The organism is Ensifer meliloti (genome assembly GCF_030064585.1).
Lineage (GTDB): Bacteria > Pseudomonadota > Alphaproteobacteria > Rhizobiales > Rhizobiaceae > Sinorhizobium > Sinorhizobium meliloti.
In genome coordinates, this window is record NZ_CP120365.1 from 1,577,387 (window position 1) to 1,594,705 (window position 17,319).

General features: G+C 62.4%; 20 protein-coding genes. 10 read left to right on the forward strand and 10 right to left on the reverse strand.

What is annotated here, in order from left to right:
* Positions 1-113: 113 nt before the first annotated feature.
* Positions 114-473, reverse strand: a complete 360-nt coding sequence (locus PZL22_RS14750) for a response regulator (RefSeq protein ID WP_003527419.1) — start codon at positions 471-473, stop codon at positions 114-116.
* Positions 474-698: 225 nt separating this feature from the next.
* Positions 699-1,244, reverse strand: a complete 546-nt coding sequence (gene hpt / locus PZL22_RS14755) for a hypoxanthine phosphoribosyltransferase (RefSeq protein WP_003527423.1) — start codon at positions 1,242-1,244, stop codon at positions 699-701.
* 338 nt (positions 1,245-1,582) lie between these two features.
* Here hpt and PZL22_RS14760 point away from each other — a divergent pair, with 338 nt between their 5' ends.
* On the forward strand, positions 1,583-2,503 hold the full coding sequence (locus PZL22_RS14760) for a protein-L-isoaspartate O-methyltransferase family protein (RefSeq protein WP_003527425.1): 921 nt from the start codon (positions 1,583-1,585) through the stop codon (positions 2,501-2,503).
* Positions 2,504-2,528: 25 nt separating this feature from the next.
* On the opposite strand, the gene PZL22_RS14765 is transcribed toward PZL22_RS14760, so the two are convergent.
* Entirely contained in the window at positions 2,529-2,969 is a 441-nt protein-coding gene (locus tag PZL22_RS14765) for a hypothetical protein (protein WP_003527427.1), read from the reverse strand.
* Positions 2,970-3,394: 425 nt separating this feature from the next.
* Here PZL22_RS14765 and ftsE point away from each other — a divergent pair, with 425 nt between their 5' ends.
* The 4 genes from ftsE (at position 3,395) to PZL22_RS14785 (ending at position 6,715) form a co-directional block, all read left to right on the forward strand.
* Entirely contained in the window at positions 3,395-4,018 is a 624-nt protein-coding gene (ftsE, locus tag PZL22_RS14770) for a cell division ATP-binding protein FtsE (protein WP_015007944.1), read from the forward strand.
* Complete coding sequence (locus PZL22_RS14775) at positions 4,011-5,027, forward strand: cell division protein FtsX (protein ID WP_033048501.1); 1,017 nt, start codon at positions 4,011-4,013, stop codon at positions 5,025-5,027. Before ftsE ends, PZL22_RS14775 begins: the two co-directional genes overlap by 8 nt.
* 105 nt (positions 5,028-5,132) lie before the next feature.
* Entirely contained in the window at positions 5,133-5,831 is a 699-nt protein-coding gene (locus PZL22_RS14780; RefSeq protein ID WP_003527433.1) for a YdcF family protein, read from the forward strand.
* Between the two features lie 101 nt (positions 5,832-5,932).
* A complete protein-coding gene (locus PZL22_RS14785; RefSeq protein WP_003527434.1) occupies positions 5,933-6,715 on the forward strand; it encodes a lysophospholipid acyltransferase family protein in 783 nt (260 codons plus the stop codon).
* 9 nt (positions 6,716-6,724) lie between these two features.
* On the opposite strand, the gene PZL22_RS14790 is transcribed toward PZL22_RS14785, so the two are convergent.
* Entirely contained in the window at positions 6,725-7,279 is a 555-nt protein-coding gene (locus PZL22_RS14790) for a gamma-glutamylcyclotransferase (RefSeq protein ID WP_003527435.1), read from the reverse strand.
* A 305-nt stretch (positions 7,280-7,584) separates the two neighbouring features.
* Here PZL22_RS14790 and PZL22_RS14795 point away from each other — a divergent pair, with 305 nt between their 5' ends.
* On the forward strand, positions 7,585-8,598 hold the full coding sequence (locus tag PZL22_RS14795; RefSeq protein ID WP_003527436.1) for a DUF2125 domain-containing protein: 1,014 nt from the start codon (positions 7,585-7,587) through the stop codon (positions 8,596-8,598).
* 31 nt (positions 8,599-8,629) lie between these two features.
* On the opposite strand, the gene PZL22_RS14800 is transcribed toward PZL22_RS14795, so the two are convergent.
* The 3 genes from PZL22_RS14800 to PZL22_RS14810 form a co-directional block, all read right to left on the reverse strand.
* Positions 8,630-9,556: a prephenate/arogenate dehydrogenase family protein gene (locus PZL22_RS14800; protein ID WP_027989821.1), complete on the reverse strand. Its 927-nt coding sequence runs from the start codon at positions 9,554-9,556 to the stop codon at positions 8,630-8,632.
* A complete protein-coding gene (hisC, locus tag PZL22_RS14805; protein WP_003527439.1) occupies positions 9,553-10,659 on the reverse strand; it encodes a histidinol-phosphate transaminase in 1,107 nt (368 codons plus the stop codon). Before hisC ends, PZL22_RS14800 begins: the two co-directional genes overlap by 4 nt.
* A 123-nt stretch (positions 10,660-10,782) precedes the next feature.
* Positions 10,783-11,547 carry a class I SAM-dependent methyltransferase gene (locus PZL22_RS14810; protein WP_003527440.1) on the reverse strand — a complete coding sequence of 255 codons (765 nt, stop codon included), beginning with the start codon at positions 11,545-11,547 and terminating at the stop codon, positions 10,783-10,785.
* A 101-nt stretch (positions 11,548-11,648) separates the two neighbouring features.
* Between PZL22_RS14810 and gloB the strand changes: the two genes are divergently transcribed.
* Together gloB and PZL22_RS14820 are read left to right on the forward strand one after the other, a co-directional pair.
* Positions 11,649-12,419, forward strand: coding sequence for a hydroxyacylglutathione hydrolase (gene gloB, locus PZL22_RS14815; RefSeq protein ID WP_003527442.1), 771 nt, complete (start codon positions 11,649-11,651; stop codon positions 12,417-12,419).
* A 1-nt stretch (position 12,420) separates the two neighbouring features.
* Complete coding sequence (locus PZL22_RS14820) at positions 12,421-12,861, forward strand: cupin domain-containing protein (RefSeq protein ID WP_010970112.1); 441 nt, start codon at positions 12,421-12,423, stop codon at positions 12,859-12,861.
* Positions 12,862-12,864: 3 nt separating this feature from the next.
* Here the strand turns inward: PZL22_RS14820 and yddG are convergent, their stop codons facing one another.
* Entirely contained in the window at positions 12,865-13,752 is an 888-nt protein-coding gene (gene yddG / locus PZL22_RS14825) for an aromatic amino acid exporter YddG (protein WP_003527446.1), read from the reverse strand.
* 134 nt (positions 13,753-13,886) lie between these two features.
* Complete coding sequence (locus PZL22_RS14830; protein ID WP_003527448.1) at positions 13,887-14,678, reverse strand: DUF3108 domain-containing protein; 792 nt, start codon at positions 14,676-14,678, stop codon at positions 13,887-13,889.
* 416 nt (positions 14,679-15,094) lie between these two features.
* Between PZL22_RS14830 and rpmB the strand changes: the two genes are divergently transcribed.
* Together rpmB and PZL22_RS14840 are read left to right on the forward strand one after the other, a co-directional pair.
* Positions 15,095-15,385, forward strand: a complete 291-nt coding sequence (rpmB, locus tag PZL22_RS14835; protein WP_003527451.1) for a 50S ribosomal protein L28 — start codon at positions 15,095-15,097, stop codon at positions 15,383-15,385.
* Positions 15,386-15,520: 135 nt separating this feature from the next.
* Positions 15,521-16,159, forward strand: coding sequence for a VUT family protein (locus tag PZL22_RS14840; protein ID WP_003527453.1), 639 nt, complete (start codon positions 15,521-15,523; stop codon positions 16,157-16,159).
* An 82-nt stretch (positions 16,160-16,241) separates the two neighbouring features.
* Here the strand turns inward: PZL22_RS14840 and PZL22_RS14845 are convergent, their stop codons facing one another.
* A complete protein-coding gene (locus tag PZL22_RS14845; RefSeq protein WP_003527454.1) occupies positions 16,242-17,234 on the reverse strand; it encodes an esterase-like activity of phytase family protein in 993 nt (330 codons plus the stop codon).
* Positions 17,235-17,319 lie beyond the last annotated feature (85 nt).

Consider the following 17,319-nt stretch of genomic DNA (forward strand, 5'->3'; position numbering starts at 1 on the left):
GAGGGAGCGAGCGGGCGCGGCATATCCCTTCTCCCCGCTTGCGGGGAGAAGGTGGCGGCAGCCGGATGAGGGGCCGCGCGGACACATCAACCGCGTCCCTCTCGACGGCGGCGTCAGGCGGCCAGCGCGAGCGCTACCGCCTTGCGAATGTCGGGCAGTGAAAATGGCTTCTCGATGACGTCGACGACCTTGCCGGAGAGGTCGTCGGCACGCTCGCGTTGTTCGGCGTAGCCGGTCATCAACAGGATCTTCAATGCCGGAAATGCGGCGGCCGCCTGATGCGCAAGCTCGATGCCGTCCATGACCGGCATCCGGATATCGGATAGCAAGAGGTCGAACGGCTGATCGCGAAGGCAGGCAAGCCCATCGGCTCCGTCCCCGGCTTCAACCGTTTCGTGCCCGTCGAGCCGCAAAGCGCGCGCGACGAACGAGCGCAAGCCATCTTCGTCCTCGGTGATCAGGATTTTCGCCATCATGGCCTCCCGTATTTTTTCTGCGGGGAGCGGCGCGGCGATTGGATGCCATGGACGCTCCGTTGGATCTCCGTATCGTCCGCCGCCTCATGCGACCGCGATACGTCATCCAAACAAACAGCTTTTCGTTTGATTCCGGTAAACACGATAGGAGGCATTTTAATCATTCGGCGGCGCCGAGACGGTGCCCGTGACAGACGCACAGCAGAAAAGGTACGAGCCAAGTTAGGTTGCGTCGCCCGTCACCACTCCGACGAACGGCAGTTCGCGGAACGCGTAGGCGACATCCATTCCGTAGCCGACCACGAAATGATCCGGGCACTCGAAGCCGACATAATCCGCTTCGAGGTCGACGCGGCGCTTCACCCGCTTGTCGAGCAGCACCGCGATCGTGACGTTTCGTGCGCCGCGCTCCAGAAGCAGTTCCTTGGCGAAGCGCAGGGTGCGGCCGGACTCCAGAATGTCGTCGATGAGGAGCACGTCGCGATCACGCACATCGCTGTCGATATCCTTGGTGATCCTGACGCCCTTGGATTCGGTCCCGGTTCCGTAGCTCGAAAGCGTGATGAACTCGACCTCCGGAGCAAGGCCCGCCGCATGCATGGCGCGGATCAGATCGGCCGCGAAGATGAAGGAGCCCTTCAGGATCGAGATGACCAGAAGATCCTTATGCGGCCCACGAACGATATCGGCGGCCATTTCCTGATTTCTCGCCGCAATGGTTTCGGCGCTGTAGAGGACTTCGATATTCTTGCCGCGGACGACGGGCATGCGGGTTTCTCCATTCGTAAGGAAGAACACCAGCCTTCCCTTGTTTAGCCGCGATTAGCACATTCAGCGATCGGAAGCACCGCCTTCGGCAAAGGAAACCGGCAAGTCCGGCATTTTTTCGCCCTTCGTCGGCAGCGGGTATGGCCCTATACGTCCCGCCGAAGTTTGATTTTTTGTAAACTGCCTGCGAACTTGGCGCAAACTCACCGAGCTATCGGTATTTCAAGGTAAAATTTAGTTAGAACTCGGTAACTCAACCATGCATCGCACAACGCAGAGGTCCTAACGGAAATGCTCTGAGAATCGGCCGATGGACCCGTTTACGCTGTGAGGTCTGAATGAGTTTTTCAGAGGATGAACTGGCAGTCATTAGGCGCGCCTATGCCAAGCAAATCCTGGCAGCTGCGGGGATTGCCGATGAAGACCTGGAACACGCATTTGCGGCGGAGCGCCGTGAGCACTACCTTGGACCTCCCCCTTGGTTTCTCGCAAGGTATGACGGCTACTACGAGATTCCTTCGTCGGATCCGGCCGTGCTGTATCAAGATTGTGTTCTTTCCATTCAACAGGAACGGAACGTCAATAACGGAAGTCCAGCTTTGCACGCTTGGGCGCTGCATTCCTTGCAAATAAATCGCGGAAACAGCGTCGCACATATTGGATGCGGCACTGGTTACTACACGTCTATCCTATCCAAATTGACAGGAGACAGCGGTCTTGTCACGGCTATCGAGTTTGATCCCGTATTGGCTGACAGCGCCGGAAGGAACTTGCGCGACAATGGCAACATAAGAGTGATCCAAGGAGATGGGTGTGTCTGGCCTCAAGTTCCTGTCGATCGAATTTACGTGAACTTCGCCAGTTCTCGCCCTGCGAAATCCTGGATCGAGAACCTTCGAGTTGGTGGCAAGTTAATATTTCCGCTGGGCGTACCTATAGAGCAATCGCAAAACAAAAGATCTAAGACGGCTAAAGGTATATTTCTGTTCGTGCAACGAGAACCTTCGGGTTACAAAGCCTCGTCGCTGGGCCCCACCTGCTTTGTTTGGGGAGAGGGCTCTCATGATGGGACCGCTATCCATTACAATAGAAAGAAGTACCTAAAGCAGCTGCAAGATAGCATCGAAACGAAGAAAGCGGACAGAATCAGAAGTTTGCGTTTAGGCAAAGCAAAAACATCAGATGAGTGGTTTTCCGGTGACGATTGGGGGTTGTCCTACGAACCGCTTTCCAAATCTAGCAGTGCAGACTTCTATTGAAGTCAGTCGCCGCTATGAGCACACATCAGCGATCGGAAGCACCGTCTTCGGCAAAGGAAACCGTCAGGTCCGGCATTTTTCCGCCCTTCGTCGGCAGCGGGTGCATGTCGGCCCGCCCGTCGCCGCCGAAACCGGCGATCAGCAGGAATACCGTAAGTCCGAGAAAGGCGGCCAGGCCGGCAAAGCGCCGGGGCGACATCGCATCGAGCCTGGTCCCGGCCGCGACCAGGATCCGCCGTGCTGCACTCCGCAATCCCGGGGCGGCCGCCGCGTTGGCCTTTTGCCGGGCGCCGGCCCGGCGGTTGTCGTTGAACACCGGATAGGGGCTGCGCCGTGCGGTCGGCGCAACCGTTTCGAATTCGACATCGATATAGTCGAGGCGCCTCGGCTGAGCGGCGCTCGAACGCGAGGCGCGCTCCGGTGGAATGAGGTCGATGCCCGCGGTCTTTGCGCGAAATGCCTGCATGGGCGCTCCCCGGTGACGGCGCCGATCGTCTTGCCTGCAGCGCCGTACGTCTTCGCTCGATGCACATGCCATCTGCAATGGATGCAAGGCATTGCTTCGAATCCTGACGAGACGTAAACCGAAATGGTTAATGTTTTGGAAAGAAGGCCGCGAAAGCGGCGTCTTTTCATGGAACGTTAACCCTTGCTTAACCATAGCGGCACGCGCGGTTTTGCCTTGGCAGCAGTGCCGTCCTACTGCATGTTCCTTAATTCGGAGTCTGTGCAAGCAGACATGCGGTGCTTGAAGTGCTTCACCGGCCGTGGCGCATCTGATAGACGGGTGGAGCTGCGATAATCCGGCCTTCGGCGGATTTGGCGAGGGTCGTGACGAGAGACTGGGCTGTCCCATTGATTCACTTTGAAAACGTCGGATTGCGCTATGGCATGGGACCAGAGATTCTCCGGGACCTGACATTCGATATTCCGCGCCGTTCCTTCCAGTTCCTGACCGGTCCGTCGGGCGCCGGCAAGACGACGCTGCTCCGGCTCCTCTTCCTGTCGCTCAAGCCGACGCGCGGCCTCATCCGCATGTTCGACCGCAACATCTCCTCCATCCCCCGTGAGGAGTTTCCGATGCTGCGCCGCCGGGTCGGCATCGTCTTCCAGGACTTTCGGCTGCTCGACCACCTGACGACCTATGAAAACGTCGCCCTGCCCCTCAGGGTCCGCGGAAAGGAAGAGTCGAGCTATCGCTCCGACGTGCTCGAGCTCCTTAAATGGGTGGGCCTCGGCGAGCGCCTCAACGTGCTGCCGCCGGTGCTGTCCGGCGGAGAGAAGCAGCGCGCCGCGATCGCGCGGGCGCTGATCGACCGGCCGGAGATCCTGCTTGCCGACGAGCCGACCGGCAACGTCGATCCGCCGATGGCGCGGCGATTGCTCAATCTCTTCATGGAACTCAATCGGCTCGGGACCGCGGTGGTGATCGCCACGCACGACCTGTCCTTGATGGATCAGGTCGAGGCCCGGAGGATGATCCTGTCACAGGGACGGCTCGACATCTATGAATGAGAACCGCGTTCCCCGCCGCGAGCCAAACCCTCCGCCGCAACAGCAGCAGCGTCGCAGCGAGATGCGCGTGCGCCCGACGGGGCCGATCGTGCCTTCGGCCAACGTTTCCGGCCACGCGCTCATGTGCGTCATCGCCATCATGTCCTTTCTCGCCTGCCTGACCCTCGGCGGCGTCAGCATGGTGCGGGCGACCGCCCAGAGCTGGCAATCGCAGATCTCCCGTGAGATCACCATCCAGATCAAGCCGGACGACAACCTCGACATGGAGAGGGCGCTCGCCGATGCCCGGGATCTGGCGCTGACCTTCAGCGGCACGACGGGCGGCACGATCATCGACCGCGCGGCGACGGCACGCCTCCTGGAACCGTGGCTCGGTGGCGGGCTCGACCTGAACGAACTGCCCGTGCCGCGGCTCGTCGTCGTCACGATCGACGAGAGCAATCCCCCCGATTTCGCCGCGATGCGAAAGGCGCTCACCGAAACCATCCCGCAGGCCTTCCTCGATGATCATCGCACCTGGGTCGATCGCCTGGTAGCAATGGCGAGTACGACCACGATGATCGGCACCGGCGTCTTGGTACTGGTCTTCTCCGCGATGGTGCTGACGGTGGTTTTCGCCACCCGCGGCGCGCTGTCCGGCAATCGCCACATCGTCGAGGTCCTTCATTTCGTCGGAGCGGAAGCGAGTTTCGTCGCCGCCGAATTCCAGAAGCACTTTCTCCGAATCAGTCTGAAGGGCGCCGGCGCCGGCGGCCTTCTCGCTGCGCTGTCCTTTGCGCTGGCGAGCTTCTGGCAGTCGCAGACGCTTGCAACCCCTGAAACGGATCAGGCGACCGCTCTGTTCGGTACCTTCGCCATCGGCTACACCGGCTATCTTGGTATCTTCGGCATTATCGTCGTCATTGCCCTGCTGACGACCTTGACGGCGCGCCTTACCGTCATGCGGACGATCTACGAGATCGACCTTATCCGATCGGATCCGGGCCGGACCGACACCTTTCAGGGTTGAAATCGCCCGGAAGGCCATGAATTGCCCGCAATCGATCTATTCCCTGCCGCAATCTGCGGCTATGTGATGAGAATCATGAAGGCGGGAGAACTACGCGGGAGCGGGATGGCCGAAAGGGGCAAATGGCTGGAGAGGGCCGCGCGCCGTCGCCAGTCCCGCAGCCTGCTGCGCAAAGTGCTGCGCCGCGGCTTCTTCGTGCTGCTCGCCTTTCTCACCGTATTCATCGCCGGCTTCCTGCAATTCGCCGATACCGTCGCCTCGCTGCAGCCGCCTGCCACTCCGAAAGCGGATGCGATCGTGGTGCTGACCGGCGGCTTCCAACGAATAGACCAGGCGGTCGATCTCCTGAAACTCGGTGCCGGAAAGCGGCTCTTGATTTCCGGTGTTCATCCGTCGACGACACGAAGCCAGATCAGGCGCAACACCCAGAGCTCGGCCGACCTGTTCAAATGCTGCGTCGATATCGGTCATGCGGCGATCGATACGATCGGCAATGCGACCGAAACCTCGCTGTGGATCCGAAACCGAGGTTATCGGACGATCCTCGTGGTGACGAACAATTACCACATGCCGCGCAGCCTGCTCGAACTGCGCCGCGCCAGGCCCGAAACCGAATTCATCGCCTACCCGGTCGTCAATTCGGATCTCAAGACGACCAACTGGCTGCGCAATCCGCTGGTGCTGAAGGCCATTCTGCTCGAATACGGCAAATACTCGGTCGCCACGCTGCGCGATGTGATGGGCGCCCGCTGGACGAACGGCCTCAGGTCGGGCCCCTCTCATATTGCGCCGGCCGGGGAGTAGGACCGGCATAGAAAGGTGCTCTCGTCGCGAGGCTGTTTTCCTCCGCCGCATATTCGTGTAGGCAGCGTGGCGCACCGCACCCGCACCCGAGAGTCTGCCTGATGATCACCCTGCGTTCGATCCTCTTCAATCTGGTCTTCTATGCCAACCTGATCGTGCAGATGATCGTGCTGACGCCGTTCTATTTCCTTGTGCCGCGCAAGACGGCCTGGTTCGTGCCCAAGAACTGGGCGCGCAGCAACCACTGGCTGCTCGCGAAGATCGTCGGCACGACCTTCGAGATCGAGGGCCTCGAGAACATTCCGAAGGGCGCCTACATCTTCGCGCCGAAGCATCAGTCTTTCTGGGACGCCTACGCGCTTCTGCCTTGGCTCGACGATCCCTTCTATATCCTCAAACGGGAGCTCACCTGGATACCGCTGTTCGGCTGGTACATCGTCAAGCAGCGCATGGTTCCGGTGAACCGCGCCGCGCGCGGTAAGGCGATGACCGAGGTCATGGACCGCACGAAAAACGAGATGGCGACGGGGCGTCAGTTGATCATCTACCCCGAGGGGACCCGCCGCCCGCCCGGCGCACCGCCGGAGTACAAATACGGCATCGCCCGGCTCTATCGGGATCTCCAGGTGCCGGTGGTTCCCGTCGCGATGCATCCGGGGCTGTTTTGGCCGCGGCGCAAGTTCCTCCGTTTCCCTGGCCACTTCAAGGTGCGTGTCCTCCCGCCGATCGAGGCCGGGCTGGATCCGGACGCATTTCTGGCGAAGCTGGTGGAAGTTACGGAGGCTGCGAGCGACGACCTCCTCATCGAAACCGTGCGGGCAAATCCGCACCTGCCGCTGCCGCCCACCGCCGAACAGCGGCTGCGCGAACTCGGGGCTCGGTAGCCTCCCCCTTCAGGCCCGGAGCGACTCAGCTCCGCCGGCCGTCAGCTTCGCGGCAACCTCCTCCAGCCAATGGTCGCGGATACCCATTTCGCGAAGATGTTCGAGCGTATTGAGAACGTATTCGCTGTTCGGCCCGGACTTGCCGGTGGCGACGGCGACCGTCGCGGCCGCCTCCTCCGCGCTCAGCGCACCGGCATACTGGACATGTGAGCGATCGATCACATAGGTCAGCGCGGGCACGCGCTGTCCGCTGGAAAGTTGTACCGGCATGGTTCGTTCCTTATAGACGTGGGTGACCAGCTCGCGTTCGCGCAGATAGTCGATCACCTCCGCCTTTTGCGCAGGCGCCACGCGGAATGCCGTCCCGATGCAGGAGCCGCCATAGTCGAGCCCGAGTACCAGGCCGGGGTGCCGTTCAGTCCCGCGGTGAACCCAGGAACGCACGCAGAGCGAGCGGCGGTAGCCGAAAGCGCGCGCCGTCAGCTTCTCCTCGAAGCGAAAGCCCGGATTCCACATCAACGAGCCGTAGCCAAAGACCCAAAATTCGTCCATATCCGCTGCCATTCAAACATGCCGCCGGCAAGCCGCCGAATCAGTCCACCGAATCGATATTCGACGCTCCTGCGGCCTACCGGAATTTTTTACTGCATAATTCCCGGGACCGTATCGGTCGAAGGACAAAATTGTGCAGCAATTCTCTTGCAATCGAACTGGTCGCGCCGATAGGCCGTGTCGCGATTGCGGATGAAGGTTAGTTCGCCGCAGGGGGATCGGCCACCCGAAAGGCCGCTCCCGGCGGCAAGAGCGAGATGAGTTTTAGGTCGACCCGACCTGAAATCATCGTGATCCAGTGTGGAGTACCAGACAACATGACTGTGACCGCCGTCGCCAAGCCATCGCCTACCGGCAGGAAATTCTTGTGGCTGGCAGCAGGTATCGTGTTCGTGGGCGGCCTCTATTCCGCCGGCTGGTTTCTTGCCGCGGACCAGATCCAGAAGCGGCTGACTGCCTATCTGACGAAGGGCCAGGCGATCGGCTTCAGCGGCGAATGCGCCGAGATGGAGGTGCGCGGCTTTCCCTTCCGCCTCGGTTTGTTCTGCGACAAGGTGCGCCTCGACGATACGCGCCGCGGCGCCTCCGCGTCCTTCGGCGCGCTGCGAACGGCGGCGCAGGTCTATCAGCCCGGGCGTGCGGTCCTCGAGCTCGACGGCCCCGCCGAAATCCGCGTTTCCCCCGGCGTCACGATTTCCGCCGACTGGACGCTGCTCCGCGCAAGTGTCGCGGCGACCCTCTCCGGCATCGACCGCACCTCGCTGGCCTATGACAATCTGACCGGCACCGCGCGCTCCCCCCTGACGGGCAAGGGCCTCGGCTTCGGCGCCAGCCATGGCGAGCTCCATCTGCGCCAGAACGGCGGTAACCTAGACGCGGCACTCAGCATCGAAAAGCTCGACCTGCGCCCGGACCAGGGACCCAGTCTTGCCGCACCGGCCGATGTCGCAATGGACCTGACCGTTGCGGACAAGGCAGAGTGGCTTCAGGCGGGCACTTTGCCGCCCTATATGCTCCGCGGCACCAGAGGCGAGTTGCGGCAATTGACGCTCGATGCGGGCTCCGGAATGAGCGCAAAACTCACCGGCCCCTTTTCGGTGAATGATCAGGGGCTGATTTCGGGGGAATTCTCTCTCACGCTTGCGAACATCGATGCCTGGCGGGAAAACTTCGTGAAGATTGCTCCGGACGAAACCGACCTGATCGACAACGTCGCCAACATGTTGAAGGCGCTTGCGGGCGGCAAGAACGAAGCGACAGTCAAACTGAACGTCCGCGACGGGACCGCCTTCCTCGCCTTCGTTCCGATCGGCATGCTGCCGGCGCTGTGAGCGCCGGTCTTCACAGCCTGCTTCCGGCAGCCTACTTCTGGTCCATCGCGTGCCGGCCGAAATCGGGCATCGCGGTGTCCTGACCGGCCTGAACGATCGAGCGGCGTATCGCCCGCGTGCGGGTGAAGAGATCGAAGAGCTTGTCGCCGTCGCCCCAACGGATCGCGCGCTGCAGTGAGGCGAGATCCTCGGAGAAGCGGGCGAGCATTTCCAGGATCGCGTCCTTGTTGTGCAGGCAGACGTCGCGCCACATGGTCGGGTCCGAAGCGGCAAGGCGGGTGAAGTCACGGAAGCCCGAGGCCGAGTATTTGATCACTTCGGACTCGGTCACCGTCTCCAGGTCGTCGGCGGTGCCGACAATGTTGTAGGCGATGATATGCGGCAGATGCGAGACGATCGCCAGCACCTTGTCATGATGCTCCGGATCCATCTCGTCGACCATCGAGCCAAGCGTTTCCCAGAACAGCCTGAGCCTGGCGACCGCCTCTTCGTCCGTGCCGGCCGGCGGCGTCAGAATGCACCAGCGCCCGCGGAAGAGGCCCGCAAAGCCGGCATCCGGGCCGGAATGCTCGGTACCCGCGATCGGGTGACCGGGCACGAAATGGACGTCCTTGGGCAGGTGCGGCGCCATCTGGGCGATGACCGACCCTTTGGTCGAACCGACATCGGTGACGATCGCACCCGGTTTCAGATGGGCTGCGATCTCGGCGGCGACAGCGCCGGATGCACCGACTGGCACCGAAACGACGACGAGATCCGCGCCCTCGACAGCCTCGGCCGCCGAAAGCGTGTAGCGGTCGCCGAGGCCCAACTCGCCGGCGCGCTTCAGCGTCGCTTCGCTGCGCGTCGTAACCACGATCGTACCGGCGAGCTGCTTCTCGCGAATGTCCCGGGCGATGGACGACCCGATCAGGCCGATGCCGATAAGGGCGATGGTTTCGAACTGCTGAGCCATCATTTCCGTCCCATGAATTCAGTCAGTGCCGCGACGACGCCCTTGTTCGCTTCTTCGGAGCCGATCGTCATTCTCAGCGCATTGGGGAAACCGTAGGCGCCGACGGCGCGCAGGATGAAGCCCCGGCTCGTCAGATAGGCATCCGCGTCGCTGGCCGACATGCCCGCTTCCTCGGGGAAGTGGATCAGCACGAAATTGGTGACCGATGGGGTGACGCGCAGGCCGATATCCGTCAACGCCTGACCGATCTTCGCCAGCCAGGTGTGATTGTGGTCGACCGCCGCGGCAACGAAGGCCTGGTCGCCGATCGCCGCGGCACCGGCTGCGATTGCCGCCGCGTTGAGATTGAAGGGACCGCGGACGCGGTCCAATGCCTCCACCACGTCGCGCGGCGCGTACATCCAGCCGATGCGCAGACCCGCAAGGCCGTAGATCTTCGAAAAGGTTCGGGTCATCACCACATTGCGGTTGGACGAAACGAGTTCCAGTCCCGCCTCGTAGTCGTTGCGCCGGACGTATTCCGCATAGGCCGCATCGAGCACCAGCAGGACGCCGGCGGGCAGGCCCGCATGCAGACGCCGGACCTCCTCGACGGGGATATAGGTACCGGTCGGATTTGCCGGATTGGCGATGAAGACGATCTTCGTCCGCTCGGTCACGGCCGCAAGTATCGCATCGACATCGACGCGCTCTTCCCTCTCCTTGACCGTGACGGGTGTCCCGCCGGACGCGGTGATCTGGATTTTGTAGACGAGAAATCCGTGTTCGGTGACGATCCCCTCGTCGCCGGGGCCGAGATAGGTATGGCAGAGAAGACCGAGCAGTTCGTCCGACCCGTTGCCGCAAAGGATGTTGGCGGGGTTCAGCCCGTGAACCGCCGCGATCGCTTCCTTGAGCGCATTCGCCTGACCGTCCGGGTAGCGTTCGAGATTGAAAGCCGCCTTCTGGAAAGCCTCGATCGCGCGCGGGCTCGCGCCGAGCGGCGTTTCGTTCGACGACAGCTTGTGAACCTTGGCGACGCCGGGCGCATGTTCCTTGCCCGGCACATAGGCGGCGATGTCCAGGATGCCGGAACGCGGCGCAGGGCTTTTCAGGGCAAGATTCATCGGACCAGCTTTCACGGGAAGAATGCGGTCCAGCCAATACCGGGGACGGTGATATTTGTCGAGTGCGACGTAACGCGGCCGGTGCGGGAGCAAGCAACGGGGTGACGGGCAGCAGACTGCGGCCTACGGCGCTTTCGTTGCTCGACTGCGCGTGCTGGGCACGCCCCGCGGAGCCAGCACCGGGACGAAGACGCGGCGCGAGGCGCGTGCGGCCACCGGCAGGCCCTGATAAAGCCGCTTCTGCGCCTCGACGATGATCACCCCGGAAAAGGCCGGCCACAGCGACCGGCCGAACCGTTCCAGACCGTGGCGCAGCCGAAGGGCAAGCTTGCGCTTCGAGGGCGGAAAGAAGAGCGCCTCCGTCGTGGCGCCGGGCGTGAAGTTGGTCTCGCGCAAGAGCGCCGTCAGCTGCCCGCGGGAATAGGGCCGCCCCGAGCCGAAAGGCGTGTGCTCCATCTGCGCCCAGACGCCGCGGCGGTTCGGTACCACGATGATCAGGCGTCCGCCGGGCGCCAGCACGCGCCAGATCTCTTTCATCGTTTCGCGCGGGCTTTCGGCGAATTCCAGGGAATGGACCATCAATACGCGATCGATAGAGGCATCCGGCAGCGGCAATTCCTCATCGAAGACCAGTGCCGTCGAGGACAGGTCGGCGACCGGCCAGTTCACCGCACCCTGCCCGGCCGGCATGAAGGCGAAGGTCCGCTCCGTATCGGCACGGAAGCGCTCGAGATAGGGCACCGCGTAGCCGAGCCCCAGGAGCCTTTCCTCGGGCAGGCGTGCCCAGATGGAAGCAAGCGCTGAGCTGACCGACTGTTCCGCCATGCGGCCGAGCTCGGAGTGATAGAATTGGCGGAGATCGACGATATCGGTGTGCATGGGCAACATGTTAGACTCCAAGCGGTAGACTTCAAGGCGAGCCTCGCTACATTCGAACCGAGCGGGATCGCCGCTTTCCGATAACCCCGCACCGATCGGAGGACCGAAACATGGCCGCGCTCGAACTCGACCTCTTCCTCTGCCGCACCGACAATTACGGTGTGCTCCTCCACGACCGGCTTAGCGGCGCTACGGCATCGATCGACGCACCGGAGGAGCGGCCGATCCTCGACGCGCTCGAACGGCGCGGATGGCAATTGACGCACATCCTCACCACGCATCACCACGGTGATCATGTGGCTGCGAATGCCAGTCTGAAGGAACGCTTCGGCCTCACCATCATCGGCCCGAAGAACGAGGCGTCGAAGATCCCCGGCATAGACAGGACCGTCGGACATGGTGACCGCTTCGACTTCGCCGGCCATCCGGTCGATGTCATCGAAACGCCGGGCCACACGTCCGGCCACGTCTGCTACCATTTGCCCGAGGACAAGCTGCTTTTCGCCGCCGACACGCTTTTCGCGCTCGGATGCGGCCGTCTCTTCGAGGGAACGGCCGATACGATGTGGCAGTCGCTGAGCCGGCTGATGGCGCTTCCCGACGACACGGCCATCTATTTCGGCCATGAATACACCCTTGCCAACGCCCATTTCGCCATCACGGTCGATCCGGAAAATTCGGCGCTGAAGGAGCGTGCGGCAGAGATCGAGGAGACCCGCTCGGATGGCGGCTTCACCGCGCCGACGACGATGGGCCTCGAAAAGCGGACGAACCCGTTCCTGCGCGCCGGCGATCCGAAGATCCGCGCGTTGCTCGGTATGGAAAAGGCGAGCGATGCCGCCGTCTTCGCGGAAATACGCAAGCGCAAGGACAATTTCTGAAATGGCGACTCGGGAAATGACGGCGGCAGCTATCATTGAAACGCTGGGTCTTGCCCGGCATCCGGAAGGCGGGTGGTACGGGGAGACGTTCCGCGATGCCAATGGTGGCGCGCGTGGCCACTCGACGGCCATCTACTACCTTCTCGAACGCGGCGACCGGTCGCATTGGCACCGGGTCCACGATGCCGCCGAGGTCTGGCACTACTACGCTGGCGCCCCGCTCGAGCTCAGCATTGCCGAGCCCGGCAGGGCCGCTTCGCAGACCCGGCTCGGTCCCGACCTGCTCGGCGGAGAAAGGCCGCAACAGGTCGTTCCCGCCGGCTGGTGGCAATCCGCCACTTCGCTTGGTGAGTGGACGCTCGTCGGTTGCACCGTCGCACCCGGCTTCGACTTCGCCTCCTTCGAAATGGCGCACCCCGATTGGCGGCCGGCTGAGGAGTGAGTTCTACTCCGCCGGTTGCGCGGCCCTGCCCTTGCGGAAGATCATGTCCTTTGCCGCAAGCACGGCGCCGCCCGTCACCAGCAGGCAGGCGGCCACGATCCGCCAGGACGGGTCGGCAAAGCCGAACAGAATGAGGATCAGGGTCGAAAGCACCGGCGCCGCATAGCTCGCAACGCCCAGGAACTGGATGTCGCCGTTCTTCACGCCGTAGTCCCAGGCATAGAAGGCCGCACCGACCGGCAGCAGGCCGAGCCCCGCCACGGCGAGCCACTCGAAGGTGGTTTCAGGCCAGACCGTCGTTTCGAGTCCGAGATGGCAGAGGAATGACAGAGCCGATGTCGCAAGGCAGAAACCGGTCACGACATCCGTGGATACCGCGTCGAAGCGGCGCGTGATCAGCGAATAGCCGGACCAGGTAAAGGCGCAGAGGAATGCCGCGCCGTAGCCGAGTGCATAGGCGTCGTCGAAGGCGATGCCGTTGCGCGCAACGATCAGGATCGTTCCGACGAGCCCTGCAAGGGCGCCTGCGACATGGTGCCAGCGGAGCCTCTCGCCCGGCAGCAGCGCCGAGCCGACAACGATGAAGAGCGGCCAGAGATAGGCGATGAGCCCCGCCTCCACGGCCGGCGCATTGCGAAGCGCCGTGAAATAAAGAAAGTGGTAGCCGAAAAGACCGGCAATGCCGATGACCCACACCTTTGCCGGCTGCTTCAGAAGTGCGAGGCGCTCAGGCTTCGACGCCAGGACGGCGATGCCGGGCAGACTGCCTATCAGAAAGCAGACGGCCGAAAGTTGAAACGGCGGCATCTTGCCGGATGCGGCAGTAAAGAGCGCCAGCAGCGACCACATGAGGATCGCGGTGAAACCGATCAGCGTTGCCTTGAACTTCATTCCCGCCTCCGCGGCCCAGACTCCGGCGCGGCCATCACCCCACCCGAATCCCATTGATCTATCGCGCTTACGTGATTCCGGAAAGAGGGGTGCGATCCTCGGGGGCGCGTAAGGAAAGAGCCCGCCGGCGGGCTTCAATCGCCGAAGCGCGTCGCCGAAACCGTGACCGCTCCGATCTTCGTCGGTATGCGGGCATAGACCGGAGCATAGACGTCCACGCCGTTCGCCTTCGCGTACCAGATCTCCATCGTTCCCAGGCGGCGCAGATATTCGACGTCCTCGCGGCCCTTCCGGTATCCCGCCTTCGGTACGAAGCGGATGCCGCAGACGATCACCTCGCCCTCGAATCCCCTGGTTTTGAAGTTTCGCGTTCCCTTCGGAGACAGTCTTATGTCGAGCCGCGATTCCCCGTCGAAGATCGGCAGCGTGTTGGGGCAGACCCGGGCCCTTGCCGGAATGAGCAGACCGGAAAGCGGGTCCAGCACATTGCGCATGTCCCGGCTCGTGACCGGCACCCAGTTCTTCGGCAAGGGATTACGCTTCGGAACCATGCTCGCCCGGACGACATTGCCGTTTCGGAAGCTTACATTGATGGCCCGGCCCTTCCGGCCGCTGCGGTAGGACATGGAATATTCGCTTGCCCGGAGATGGTCGCGGTCGATTACTCCGGAGACACGCGTCTGCCCCGTGGTGCGGCTGATGATATCCACGAGTCCCGCCGAGTTCAGGGTTCCCGAGATCGTGTAGCGATTCTTTTCGACCTCGGTGTGGAACGATGCCCGCGCCAAAGGCAGGCCGGCGAGCGCGATGCTGTAGTCCGTCTGATGCGAGACTTCCGCAGCAAGCGGGGCTGTGGAAAACATCATGGCGGCCAGGAAAGCCGGCGCGCGAAAACCAATGCACAACTTCATGCCCGAAAGCCCCATTCTGTCCTGCATGATCCTCGATACCGGAACGGCTCAAAACGGAACCATGCAGCGTTCATAGTGTTACAACACCTTGCCGACGCCGAGGAAAGTCGGCGCATTTATGTCGCAATCCCCCGGAATGCAGGCGGTTTGCGGCATTTCTGCGCCCGCTGGAAATCTGGCGCGGTCCTCATGGAAAAGATAGCGCATCGGCCGCTCTCTTGGAATGCGTCTTGCGCGCCGGAACGACCGTGCTAATGAGTGCAGAACAGGCGAAATCGCCCCGTTCGCTCGGGAATGCAAAGGTTTGACTTGACTGGCGGGCCACCTGTGACTATAGAACCGCGACTTTCCAATAATGGCCAACAGGAACGCGGCCTGGGCTCTGGGCCCGCTACCGCATTGTCCGGCGGCGATAAGAGAATAGGTGTACAATGTCCCGTAGTTGCGAATTGACCGGCAAGGGCGTCCAGTCGGGCAACAATGTCAGCCATGCCAACAACAAGACCAAGCGCAAGTTCCTGCCGAACCTGTGCAACGTCACGCTGATTTCCGATGCTCTCGGCCAGCGCTTCCGCCTGCGCGTTTCCGCTGCGGCTCTCCGCTCGGTCGAACACCGCGGCGGTCTCGACGCCTTCCTGCTGAAGGCCGACGAAAACGAGCTCAGCATGCGCGCCCGCCTGCTGCGCCGTCAGATCGTCAAGAAGGCTGCCGAAGCCGCCTGATAGCGCCGGTACTTCTGCCGAGACCTTGAAGAGGCTTGCGGGTTCGCCCGGCAAGCCTTTTTCTCGTGTCGTCCATCGCCGTGCAAGCACCTGCCTGCGCATCCGTCAACTGGTGGCATAACCCAGGATAAAAAAATGCTGATCAACCGTACGTTCTACCTCTATGTGGCGCTGATGACCTTCGTGGTCGTGGCGTCGAACTTCCTCGTCCAGTATCCGCTCCCGGGTTCGATCGCCGGGATGCAACTGGGCGACCTCCTGACCTGGGGCGCCTTCAGCTATCCTTTCGCCTTCCTCGTCACAGACCTGACGAATCGTCAGTTCGGGCCGCGAATCGCGCGCCGCGTCGTCGTTGCCGGCTTCGCGGTTGCCGTCGTGCTCTCCGTTCTCGCCGCGACGCCGCGCATCGCGATCGCCTCCGGTTCAGCCTTCCTGCTCGGCCAGCTTCTGGATATCTCCGTCTTCAACCGGCTCAGGCGCCAGACCTGGTGGCAGGCGCCGCTCGCAGGCTCGCTGATCGGTTCGGCCCTCGATACGGCGATGTTCTTCTCTTTCGCCTTTGCGCCGTTCTTCGTGTTCCTAGGTGCGAATGACGGCTTTGCGCTGGAAACCGCGCCCGTTCTCGGCCTGCTCAGCGCCGATGCCCCGCGCTGGATTTCCTGGGCTCTTGGCGATCTCGCAGTCAAGATACTCTGCGGTATCGTCCTGCTGCTTCCCTATGGCGCGCTGATGAGCGTCGTCAAACCCATGCCGGCGGTAAAAGCAACGACCTGAAAACCCTCATCGGGTAGAGCACTTCCGCATGCGGAAGTGCGTGGTTTCAACGCGTTGGAGCGGCGGGGCATTCGGCCCCGTTTCACTTGATCAGCCGGAATTCGAGCATCAGGTTTCGCTCGAGGATCGAGTGGTTGTCGTCCGAAACCAAGATCACCCGGATCTCGCCGTCGGGCTGCGAGATGACGTCGAGCGCCTCCATATTGTCGATCTGGTAGCTCATGTCCGCTTCGAGCATGACGTCGCCGTCGATCACGGCGCCAGGCCGGATGTCCCCCGCGGCGATGCGGCGAATACGCATGCCGAGACCGGAGGCGAAATTGAATCGCCGCTCGAGGAGAAGCAGGTCGCCATCGGGCAGGAATGCGCCGTCAGTGACCGAATAGGGATCGGCGCGCACGACCGTGAAGGCGCCTTTCATCGGCCCCTCCAATATCCCCGCAAAAAGGTTGTCCGCCTTGTCGACGCTGCGCTCGGAGACGACCACGGCCGCGCCGCGAAGCGGGCCGTTCTTCGGCGCGATCGCGATCGTCTCGATTCCGCCATTGCTGCGCAGCTCTTCGACGGGGAACGGCAAGGCCATCTGCCCCTGGGGACGCGCCTTGGCGAACCCCGGATAGGGATAGATTTCGATCCGCGGCGACTGCTCGAAGCTGACGATCGCCTGACCTTCGCGCAAGGCCAGCCCTTCGGAATCGACCCGCCATTTCTCGAGCTGAGCTTCGCCGTTTGCGTCGGTCATCGGCGTGACCGTCAGATCGCTCAGCCCCTCGAGCCCGCCCGCATCGTCGCGGATGACGGCCCCCTCGACCCAGTGGCCCGTGTCCATCACCGCGACGAAGGACTGGCCGTCCGGCAGAAACCGGATCGCCGACAGCGCACCGAACAAAGGGTTGGCCGACGTCATCTCGATGCCGCCGATGAATTCGAGTGCGCCGAAGACCGTTTTGTCGGAACCGACCTTGAACTGGGATATCTGCCGGCTCTTGACGGGCACGATCTCGCGCGCCGGCTCCGCGCGCGCGACAGCAGCCGAAATCAGCAGGAAAAGCACGGCAAAGTTTCGGCAGAACATCTGAGGAATGACCTTAGGACCTGTGGACCCTTATGGATAGGGGTTTGATTTTGCACCAATCGGTCAATGCCAAGGATTTTTCCGC

What these genes read in the sequence shown, in the direction of transcription:
- PZL22_RS14750 (WP_003527419.1), bottom strand. Translation starts at nt 473, where the DNA reads ATGGCGAAAATCCTGATCACCGAGGACGAAGATGGCTTGCGCTCGTTC.
- hpt (WP_003527423.1), bottom strand. Translation starts at nt 1,244, where the DNA reads ATGCCCGTCGTCCGCGGCAAGAATATCGAAGTCCTCTACAGCGCCGAA.
- PZL22_RS14760 (WP_003527425.1), top strand. Translation starts at nt 1,583, where the DNA reads ATGAGTTTTTCAGAGGATGAACTGGCAGTCATTAGGCGCGCCTATGCC.
- PZL22_RS14765 (WP_003527427.1), bottom strand. Translation starts at nt 2,969, where the DNA reads ATGCAGGCATTTCGCGCAAAGACCGCGGGCATCGACCTCATTCCACCG.
- ftsE (WP_015007944.1), top strand. Translation starts at nt 3,395, where the DNA reads ATGGGACCAGAGATTCTCCGGGACCTGACATTCGATATTCCGCGCCGT.
- PZL22_RS14775 (WP_033048501.1), top strand. Translation starts at nt 4,011, where the DNA reads ATGAATGAGAACCGCGTTCCCCGCCGCGAGCCAAACCCTCCGCCGCAA.
- PZL22_RS14780 (WP_003527433.1), top strand. Translation starts at nt 5,133, where the DNA reads ATGGCCGAAAGGGGCAAATGGCTGGAGAGGGCCGCGCGCCGTCGCCAG.
- PZL22_RS14785 (WP_003527434.1), top strand. Translation starts at nt 5,933, where the DNA reads ATGATCACCCTGCGTTCGATCCTCTTCAATCTGGTCTTCTATGCCAAC.
- PZL22_RS14790 (WP_003527435.1), bottom strand. Translation starts at nt 7,279, where the DNA reads ATGGCAGCGGATATGGACGAATTTTGGGTCTTTGGCTACGGCTCGTTG.
- PZL22_RS14795 (WP_003527436.1), top strand. Translation starts at nt 7,585, where the DNA reads ATGACTGTGACCGCCGTCGCCAAGCCATCGCCTACCGGCAGGAAATTC.
- PZL22_RS14800 (WP_027989821.1), bottom strand. Translation starts at nt 9,556, where the DNA reads ATGATGGCTCAGCAGTTCGAAACCATCGCCCTTATCGGCATCGGCCTG.
- hisC (WP_003527439.1), bottom strand. Translation starts at nt 10,659, where the DNA reads ATGAATCTTGCCCTGAAAAGCCCTGCGCCGCGTTCCGGCATCCTGGAC.
- PZL22_RS14810 (WP_003527440.1), bottom strand. Translation starts at nt 11,547, where the DNA reads ATGTTGCCCATGCACACCGATATCGTCGATCTCCGCCAATTCTATCAC.
- gloB (WP_003527442.1), top strand. Translation starts at nt 11,649, where the DNA reads ATGGCCGCGCTCGAACTCGACCTCTTCCTCTGCCGCACCGACAATTAC.
- PZL22_RS14820 (WP_010970112.1), top strand. Translation starts at nt 12,421, where the DNA reads ATGGCGACTCGGGAAATGACGGCGGCAGCTATCATTGAAACGCTGGGT.
- yddG (WP_003527446.1), bottom strand. Translation starts at nt 13,752, where the DNA reads ATGAAGTTCAAGGCAACGCTGATCGGTTTCACCGCGATCCTCATGTGG.
- PZL22_RS14830 (WP_003527448.1), bottom strand. Translation starts at nt 14,678, where the DNA reads ATGGGGCTTTCGGGCATGAAGTTGTGCATTGGTTTTCGCGCGCCGGCT.
- rpmB (WP_003527451.1), top strand. Translation starts at nt 15,095, where the DNA reads ATGTCCCGTAGTTGCGAATTGACCGGCAAGGGCGTCCAGTCGGGCAAC.
- PZL22_RS14840 (WP_003527453.1), top strand. Translation starts at nt 15,521, where the DNA reads ATGCTGATCAACCGTACGTTCTACCTCTATGTGGCGCTGATGACCTTC.
- PZL22_RS14845 (WP_003527454.1), bottom strand. Translation starts at nt 17,234, where the DNA reads ATGTTCTGCCGAAACTTTGCCGTGCTTTTCCTGCTGATTTCGGCTGCT.